The sequence below is a fragment of the Nodularia harveyana UHCC-0300 genome, assembly GCF_034931085.1.
Lineage (GTDB): Bacteria > Cyanobacteriota > Cyanobacteriia > Cyanobacteriales > Nostocaceae > Nodularia > Nodularia harveyana.
Map to the genome: position 1 here is coordinate 1 of NZ_JAYGHG010000056.1, position 7,678 is coordinate 7,678.

At 41.8% G+C, this 7,678-nt stretch carries 4 protein-coding genes; all 4 read right to left on the reverse strand.

Annotated features, from left to right (window positions below; translation table 11 throughout):
- Positions 1–302: 302 nt before the first annotated feature.
- Entirely contained in the window at positions 303–1,352 is a 1,050-nt protein-coding gene (fbp, locus tag VB620_RS20470; protein WP_323198000.1) for a class 1 fructose-bisphosphatase, read from the reverse strand.
- Positions 1,353–1,738: 386 nt separating this feature from the next.
- On the reverse strand, positions 1,739–2,023 hold the full coding sequence (locus VB620_RS20475) for an RNA recognition motif domain-containing protein (protein WP_323198001.1): 285 nt from the start codon (positions 2,021–2,023) through the stop codon (positions 1,739–1,741).
- 350 nt (positions 2,024–2,373) lie between these two features.
- A complete protein-coding gene (locus VB620_RS20480; protein ID WP_323198002.1) occupies positions 2,374–2,592 on the reverse strand; it encodes a hypothetical protein in 219 nt (72 codons plus the stop codon).
- Positions 2,593–2,830: 238 nt separating this feature from the next.
- Positions 2,831–7,231: a ribonucleoside-triphosphate reductase, adenosylcobalamin-dependent gene (gene nrdJ / locus VB620_RS20485; protein ID WP_323198003.1), complete on the reverse strand. Its 4,401-nt coding sequence runs from the start codon at positions 7,229–7,231 to the stop codon at positions 2,831–2,833.
- Positions 7,232–7,678: the final 447 nt, after the last annotated feature.

A 7,678-nucleotide genomic window follows, 5' to 3' on the forward strand; every position in this document is an offset into this window, starting at 1 on the left:
GAAACTCATTTCTGAGTGCTTTGCTGAGGCGATACAGTTCTTTTTGTCCTACTCCTCGGTTATCCATCCAAAAACGGATACTCTTGTTGCGAACAAATTGAGCGGTTCTAATCGCTTCATAAATAGCGGTGTATTGATTTGTTTTCCCTTTGGCTTTGAACTCTAAGACAATCATTTTACGTGGAAAACTTATACGCAACAAATTATATCATATAAAAGTCGCCGTAAAACGGCGAGGCTTTAGACCCAGTTTTTTGGTAAATAAACCACCCATTTCAAATTAGTGAAACCTTTCTGCTGTGTTAGTGACCGTTTTGAATAAAAGACTCCACCTTGGCGACATCTTCTCGACTACCAATAATTAAAGGTGTGCGTTGATGTAGCTTCTTGGGTACGACATCCAAAATATCTACTAATCCTGTAGTCGCACGACCACCAGCTTCTTCAATCAACATCGCCAGGGGTGCAGATTCATAAAGTAACCGTAATTTACCTTCTGGTTTCTGAATTGTCCCAGGATAGAGAAATACGCCGCCTTGTACTAAAATTCGATGGATATCACTGACCATTGCCCCACTATAACGAGCGGTGTATCCTTCAGTCCGATGGACGTAGCGAATATACTCCCGCATTGATTCTTCCCACTGCCAAAAATTCCCTTCATTCACGCTGTATACAGAACCGTGATTAGGAATTTTGATATTTTCTTCCGAAAGGATAAATTCTCCTAAGCTGGGATCAAGAGTAAATGAATGAACGCCATTACCCATCGTATATACCAGCATTGTGCTAGGACCATATAGTATGTAGCCGGCGGCGATTTGCTTGCGTCCGTTGGTCAAGAGGTCAGTAGCTTTGTGATCAATATCGTCGCCTTGTTGTTGACGGATGGAGAAAATAGAACCCAAACTCAAGTTAGTATCAGTGTTCGATGAGCCGTCAATTGGGTCATACAACAAGGTATAGCGGCCAACGGGGCAGTTTTCCGGGATGTAGTAAGGTTCTTCCATTTCTTCGGAAGCAAGGCGACAGACTAAGCCACTTTGCTTAAATACCGAGATAAATACATCATTGGCATAGACATCCATCTTTTTGACGGATTCTCCTTGCACATTTACATCTCCAGAAAATCCCAGAACACCTTCCATTAAACCAGCACGGCTGAGGCGACGAGCTACCAGCTTGCCAGCCAGAGCTATACGATTCATGATCGCACTCAAATCCTGTGCATCTGCGGAAAAAGTTTTCAGTTGCTGGAGTACGTGACGCGATAAAGTTGTACAATCACGATCTAAGCTTTTATCTGTGGGATCATTCATAGACAATTCTAAAGATTCTGGTGCTTGAGTCATTTTTTTACTCCCTAGCATTCTGCTTATGGGTCAGTTATCTTAATGGCAACTTTTGATTGCTGCTTCTATCTTAGAAAGGTATTTTGATAAGTTAAATATGATTTTAGATAAACTAAAGAATTGAAATTGTGCGACGACGTTTGCTGTAATTTCTCTAGTATAATTTTGACATTCACCCCGTACTGAGATATTGGTAGGAATACCCGACTAGTCAAGAAATTTTCTGACTGTTCCGCACTAGCCGGGGATATCTCTGTTGTTTCTATTAACAATCCCCATTTTCATGATGTTGGGGTTCTTGGGCTGAAATTACCCCTGTAAATTTAAATTAATAAATCTATCTGCGTAAATAGAAACCAATCCAGTCGAATAAAGAACATACTTTATTAAAAATCTTCTTTTTTAGTCCAACTTCTTCGTTGGTTATCCTCCCTTGGCTTGGCTTTATTGACTCTTAGTTGACGACCCATCCATTCTGCACCGTCTAATTCTGTAATAGCGGCATCTTCTTGGGCATCTTCATTCATTTCAACAAATGCAAAGCCACGCATCCGCCCTGTTTCGCGGTCAGTAGGTAATACTACTCTTTTAACTTCGCCGTAATCTGCAAATACAGAGCGTAAGTCTTCTTCAGTAGCGTCGTAAGAGAGGTTTCCAACGTAAATAGTCATGTGGGTCACGTAATTTTTAACAAAAAGCGATTAGTTCAGCTGGGGATACAGATATCAACAAACTGCAAAGATGGTAATATTTCCTCTGAATCACCGATGGCGAATGTTGTAGGATAGTGCTGATTATGCTAGCTTTCTCTGCAACTAAAGGGGCCACGGAGCTGAACTGACGCATACGCTCAAATGATAACTGATTGTGTCATTTTTCAAAGTATGTGATTTTACAAACTCAAAGAACATAAAATTAGAGTTTCTTATATATTTTGTATTATCAGTATTTTTGTATTATTTGGACTTGATTTAATTGTGTAATTAGGGCAGACAAGAAGTCTACCCCACAGGAATTTTATTCAATCAATGGAGATTTGCTGAGGTCTACTAGCTTTACCATTAGCTGTCTGATGAGTTGTGGTAGAAGAACCAGTTGAGTTGATTTGTTTATCCAGCCAGCTTTTCACGGGGTCATCCTGGAGGTTGAGCCGCAGCAGACCGGAGAACAATCCGCCGGTAAATGAAATTGGGTGTTTAGTAAATTGTTGAAATATTGGTGACAATTCATCAATGAACATATTTGAGCGCTTCCTGTTATTTGAATTGATCCTAACCTAGAAAATTAGAGATGGGATGCATAGCAAAAGTCAAAAGTGAAAGACTCTCTGTGACTGGGTTTTAAGCTTTTGCCATGTCCTAACAACCTTGGCTGTTGCTATATCTGTTTTCTACAAAGAAATGGAGAGGAAAAGAGGCCGGGGAGTTCCAAATCCCCCCTGCTCCCTGCTCCCTGCTCCCCTGCTTCTTCTCCTATCTCTAGGACATTGGCCCTTGGTCGGGAAACATACACTTGTCAGAGTCACAACCACTAGGGCCAGCTTCTGTTAACTCACCGGAATCATAGCGGCTTAAAACTGCACAGAAATCATCTGTGTTGCGTCGCGCTTTCACTTCTTCAGTTAAGTGCTGATATGTTTGTTTGTCTATGGGTTCAAATGGTAAACGGGGGAAGGATTGTAAATCGTCAAACCGGGCTAAAAGTGCGGCTGAAATATAGCCTTCGTCATTTTGGATGGTTTCGTAAATCTTCTGTCCCAGTCCTTCAACTTCTTCAGACCGCAATTCTAATGTTGCTGATGTGTTGTGAGTGACATACCAACGCTGAACTTGCAGGACAAAATCAAATTGAGCTAGGACAGAGAACTGAGAAACGTCAATTTTATCGGCTCCTGGTAAGTCAGCCCAAGATACAGCTACGGGGATTTCTACCAGCCATTCGCTAACGCGGGGGTCAAAGGGATCATTTAACAAGTTACCCTGTTCATCTTTGTCAGATTGGGAGGGGATAACGCTGTAACCGTAGTCAATGCAGGCTAGGGCTACTGGGTCATTTTTAGCGAAAGTGATGCGGCGAAGAAATCTTTGGGCTTTGGGGGGATGCCAACCAGAACTAGCACCTGTTAATAAGGATTTAGTGCCACTGGGTTGGACTGTGGTACAACGATTGGGACGTTTAATGTTATGGCGATCGCAATATTCCCACACAACCCGATGCACCGTATCTTTCCAGAAGGTTAAATATTTTTGTTCCTCCTGCTTAAAGGCTAATCCTTGGGGAGTTTCCGGTCTTCCTGACTCCCACCAGCGCAGCCAATCCACACCAAAAGCATGAACAAAGAAATCAAATAAACCTGTAAAAGAAACCCCCACAATTGGATCTAATTCCCGGCTTTCTTGATAACGAGGTTCTAAAAATTGATGATTTAAAAGTGCTGCTACAGATAACGCCCCAGCCGTGAAAGCCTCCTCTTGTTCTTTAAAGTTCTGGGGATCAATTTGATTTAAGTGTATCTCCGCCAAATTACAGTTTCCGGTGAGTGTATTACCAAAAACACCCTTATGATACTCTGGCTCATTAAAGCAGTAAGTATTATGTAATCCTGGCAATTGTTCAACACCATTAACAACTTGCCATTTACCTTTGTATTTGGCATTTGTACCTTTACTCACATCCAATCGCTGACAAGGAATCTCCCCACAGTCAGTTATTTGCAAGTAGTATAAATCTTTGCTTCTAACACCATAGTTAGTCACAGCCCCTTGATGAGCGCAAAGATTCAAAGATGAACGAATACCACACTTAGTTAGTAGTAACTGAACTCGGTATCCTCGCTCATAGTCAGAGATATAAATTCTGATCCCATTGCTGTGAGTATTTGAGCCATCTGTATCAGCTAAACCAGCCAGAAAATGTAAAATTGCCGCACGATTCCAACTAGCAATAACATTTAAGGCTTCTGGATTTGTTTTTAGGCTTTTGAGAAATTCCCCAGAAAAACCTAAGTTTGTAGCATCTGTAAAACTAGGTAAGTAGTCATATTCTCTGGTTGCAGATTTATTTCCTGCAACAGATAAAGCTGCTTTTTTGCCATATAACCTAATTTTGGCATTGTCATTTTGATCTGTTGTGCCATCTCCTACAGCTGCGCCCAGAGTGTAAGCATAGCTGACATCAATACTCAATCCATCATCGTACTGAATTGTAAACGGCTCAGTGTGAATACTATATTTGCTAGTATCCATCAAATCTTTTGTTTGTACTTCTTTGTAAGTCTTACCAAACCTATCTTTAACAAAGAAACGGTGATACTCAGTCACATCTAAATATGTACCGTCTCCAAACCGCACACGATACAGGGGAGAATCGCTACTGGTTTGAAATGGTTTAACTTGACTCCATTTTTCACCATTCCAAATTTCAACTTCACAGCCCACAACATCTTCAATTTTGTGGATTCCATCTCTAGTAATCAGTAAAGTATCACCACTGACACAATGGAAATTAGAGCCGATAATTTCGCCACAATTGTGTGCCACAATGCCGTTAGCATCAAATCGAGAAACTCCAGGCACAGTACAGTCATAAACTGCTTCTACACCATCTGGCACAATATCTTTGATTTTAACTGAGAAACGCTCACGATTTAGCTGTCGTTTGTATTGACCACATAATTCTTCTAAGCGTGCAGCTTTTTTAGGCTCCTGAAATCCCACGATTGTTTGGAAAGAAGAGATATTATCATTAGCAATCACCAGTTCATGCTGTGCCTGACAGAGATATAAAGCTGGTTCACGATTACTATCAGGAAGATGGCGATCGCTTTCAGGACGACGTTCTTGATAAATTGTAGAAATAATCCCCAAGCGGGACAGCATTCTTTGAACTCTCTTCAAGGTTTCAAGATTGCTTTGTGCCAGTCTGACACTAACACCTTTTTGTTGATTACCTTGGACACTGCCATCAGCATCGAACAAGCCACGCAAAAAGCCACGATAAAACTCATAGCTGGCTTGCTCAATTTTATCTGTGGGTATTTTATTCTCTAAGGTAACATCATAATCTGCTGCCAATCGAGCCAAGTTTGATGAATTGATGACTCGATGTTTTAGCTGTTGATGGTAGCATCCCGATTCTGTGGAACCTGAAAAATCAACAGCATTTTTGTTTACCCTGAGCGTAGCCGAAGGGAGTAAAGTTACAGCATATTTGCCCATTTCGTCTTGGGTGTCTTCCCAATATCGGAGATAGGCTGTTTTACCCCATTGTGTTGCAGCAAGGCTACCATCGCCAATCAGATTCCCTAGCAACCAACCCTGCTCAAAAGTACCAAAACTTTCCCAAGGTTGAACTCCACGATGGTTATGAACCAAAATAGCATCGCCAGGGTGCAAATCTTGAGTTTCTACCCACTCGGTGTATTGCTTTTTCTGGGTTTGGGCTGTTACTTTCAGTAGCTGATGATTGCCTGTTAAACGCAATTCATAGCCTTCTTGAGTGATCACTTTAAATACAGGCTTGACTCCTGTCAACCAAAAGCCATCGGTTGTAGTGCTGAATAATTCGCCATTGACATATACACTCAATTGTTTGCCTATCAAGTCTTTAACTTGTCGCGCACCTAATTCAGTGTGAATCCAAGTGTCAGCAGTAATACACGGATTTAAACCGTAACGAGCTAAACGATGTTCTAGTTCTTTGGCATCCAAATCAGGATAGTGTGCTTGTAACCACTCTTTTGCTGTTCCTTGTTCATAGGATTTCAAGAAATCAACTTTTAACTCTTGTGTTGGTAGCAAATCACAGTTAGATCGAGCAACTGCTTCACCAGCCCATTGAATCGCACCTTCGCCACTGTAATACTGTTTGCGAACAGCTTCTACACATTCTTCTAATGTGGGCTTACGGTGAAAGACTCTTGTATGGTTGGCCATCCGTAAAGCGTCACGCTCAGGATCAATACGCCAGTTGCCATTTTCATCCTGTTGCCAAAGGTTATCTTTGGCAGTTGCGCCTTGTTCATCGTCTGCCTTGAACTGTCTCATCCCCGCGCTTCTTCTAATATTCCCTGCAACAATTGTCACAGCAGCCTGATCGATTAACAAGCAGCATTCCACTGAATTTAATTGTCGTCCTCTGGCTTTATTGAGGATGGATGCACAACGTTGATAAAGTCCTGGTAACTTCACAGGATTAGCCACGCCGCCAAAGCCCTTGAGAGTTTCTCCCGATTGGCGAACATCACTGAGATCAACGACTATTTGCACTTCTGCTGTAAATCGCTCATCTGTGGAAAGTTCCAATAAGCTTTTATAGGATTCCACCCAACCTTCACGACTATCTCCCACATGGATGGTAACGCTGTTACCTTCTATCTCGGTTTGAGTGTATTCACGTCGGGATTCTGGTGATGTGCTACCAATTTCTCCTCTGACTGTCACATTTAAGTAATTGCGGATGGGAGGTAATTGATTAATATATTGCGGTTCTATAACGGCTCCAGTACCACACCCCATCATGGCTAAATCCATCATTAACCCGAAGGCTTGCCAGTCTTGCAGGTTAGTGGAGGTGCAATTGTAAGCCCCGGAAAAGTTTTTGGGTTTGGTGATCCAGTCAGTACCACCTACCCACAACCAGCGTCCACTGGGTAGGGCTTTGAGGTTGCGTTGCATATTCTCTAGGATGGCAATTTCCACTGGGTTGAGCTTCCCTAGTTCGATAATGCCTTGGATGGTGCGATCGCATACCTCATCCCATGTTTCCCTCAAACCTGCCTTTGTGCGGCGGCTATAGGTTCTAAAAAATACAGGATTCGCAGCTGGGGCGGTTTCTGGAAATTCTGCACTCTGACGTTTTCTTTCTAACTCTCGAACCATAATCAAGTTTTGTTGCTTGCGAACAGATTATGACTATACGCTAACTAGATTTAGGATTAAAGATTGTCAAATTTTACGTTTTGCGCTACTACTGCTGGTGTACTAATTGCAACTAAAATATTTGATGTATAATGTGTTTCCCCTCTAGAGAGATATCCTCTACTTAGTGATCATCAAAACGTATAAAATTATTTTCCTTCACAGTGTTTTTGCATGAATAACATTGCCACCTCATGGATTTTACTCATGTTGGCATGGTGAATTTTTGTGATATCTTCTGGTCATTAGCTAATTGCATCAATGAGTATGAGTTTGCGACATAAGAGGATGTTTGAAAAGTTTTTAATGTATAAATTGACCCCTCTCCAAACCTCTCCCCTGCAAGGAGAGAGGCTTTGAAAACCCCATTCCCTTGTAGGGAAGGGGGGTAGGGGGGTTAGGTTTTTG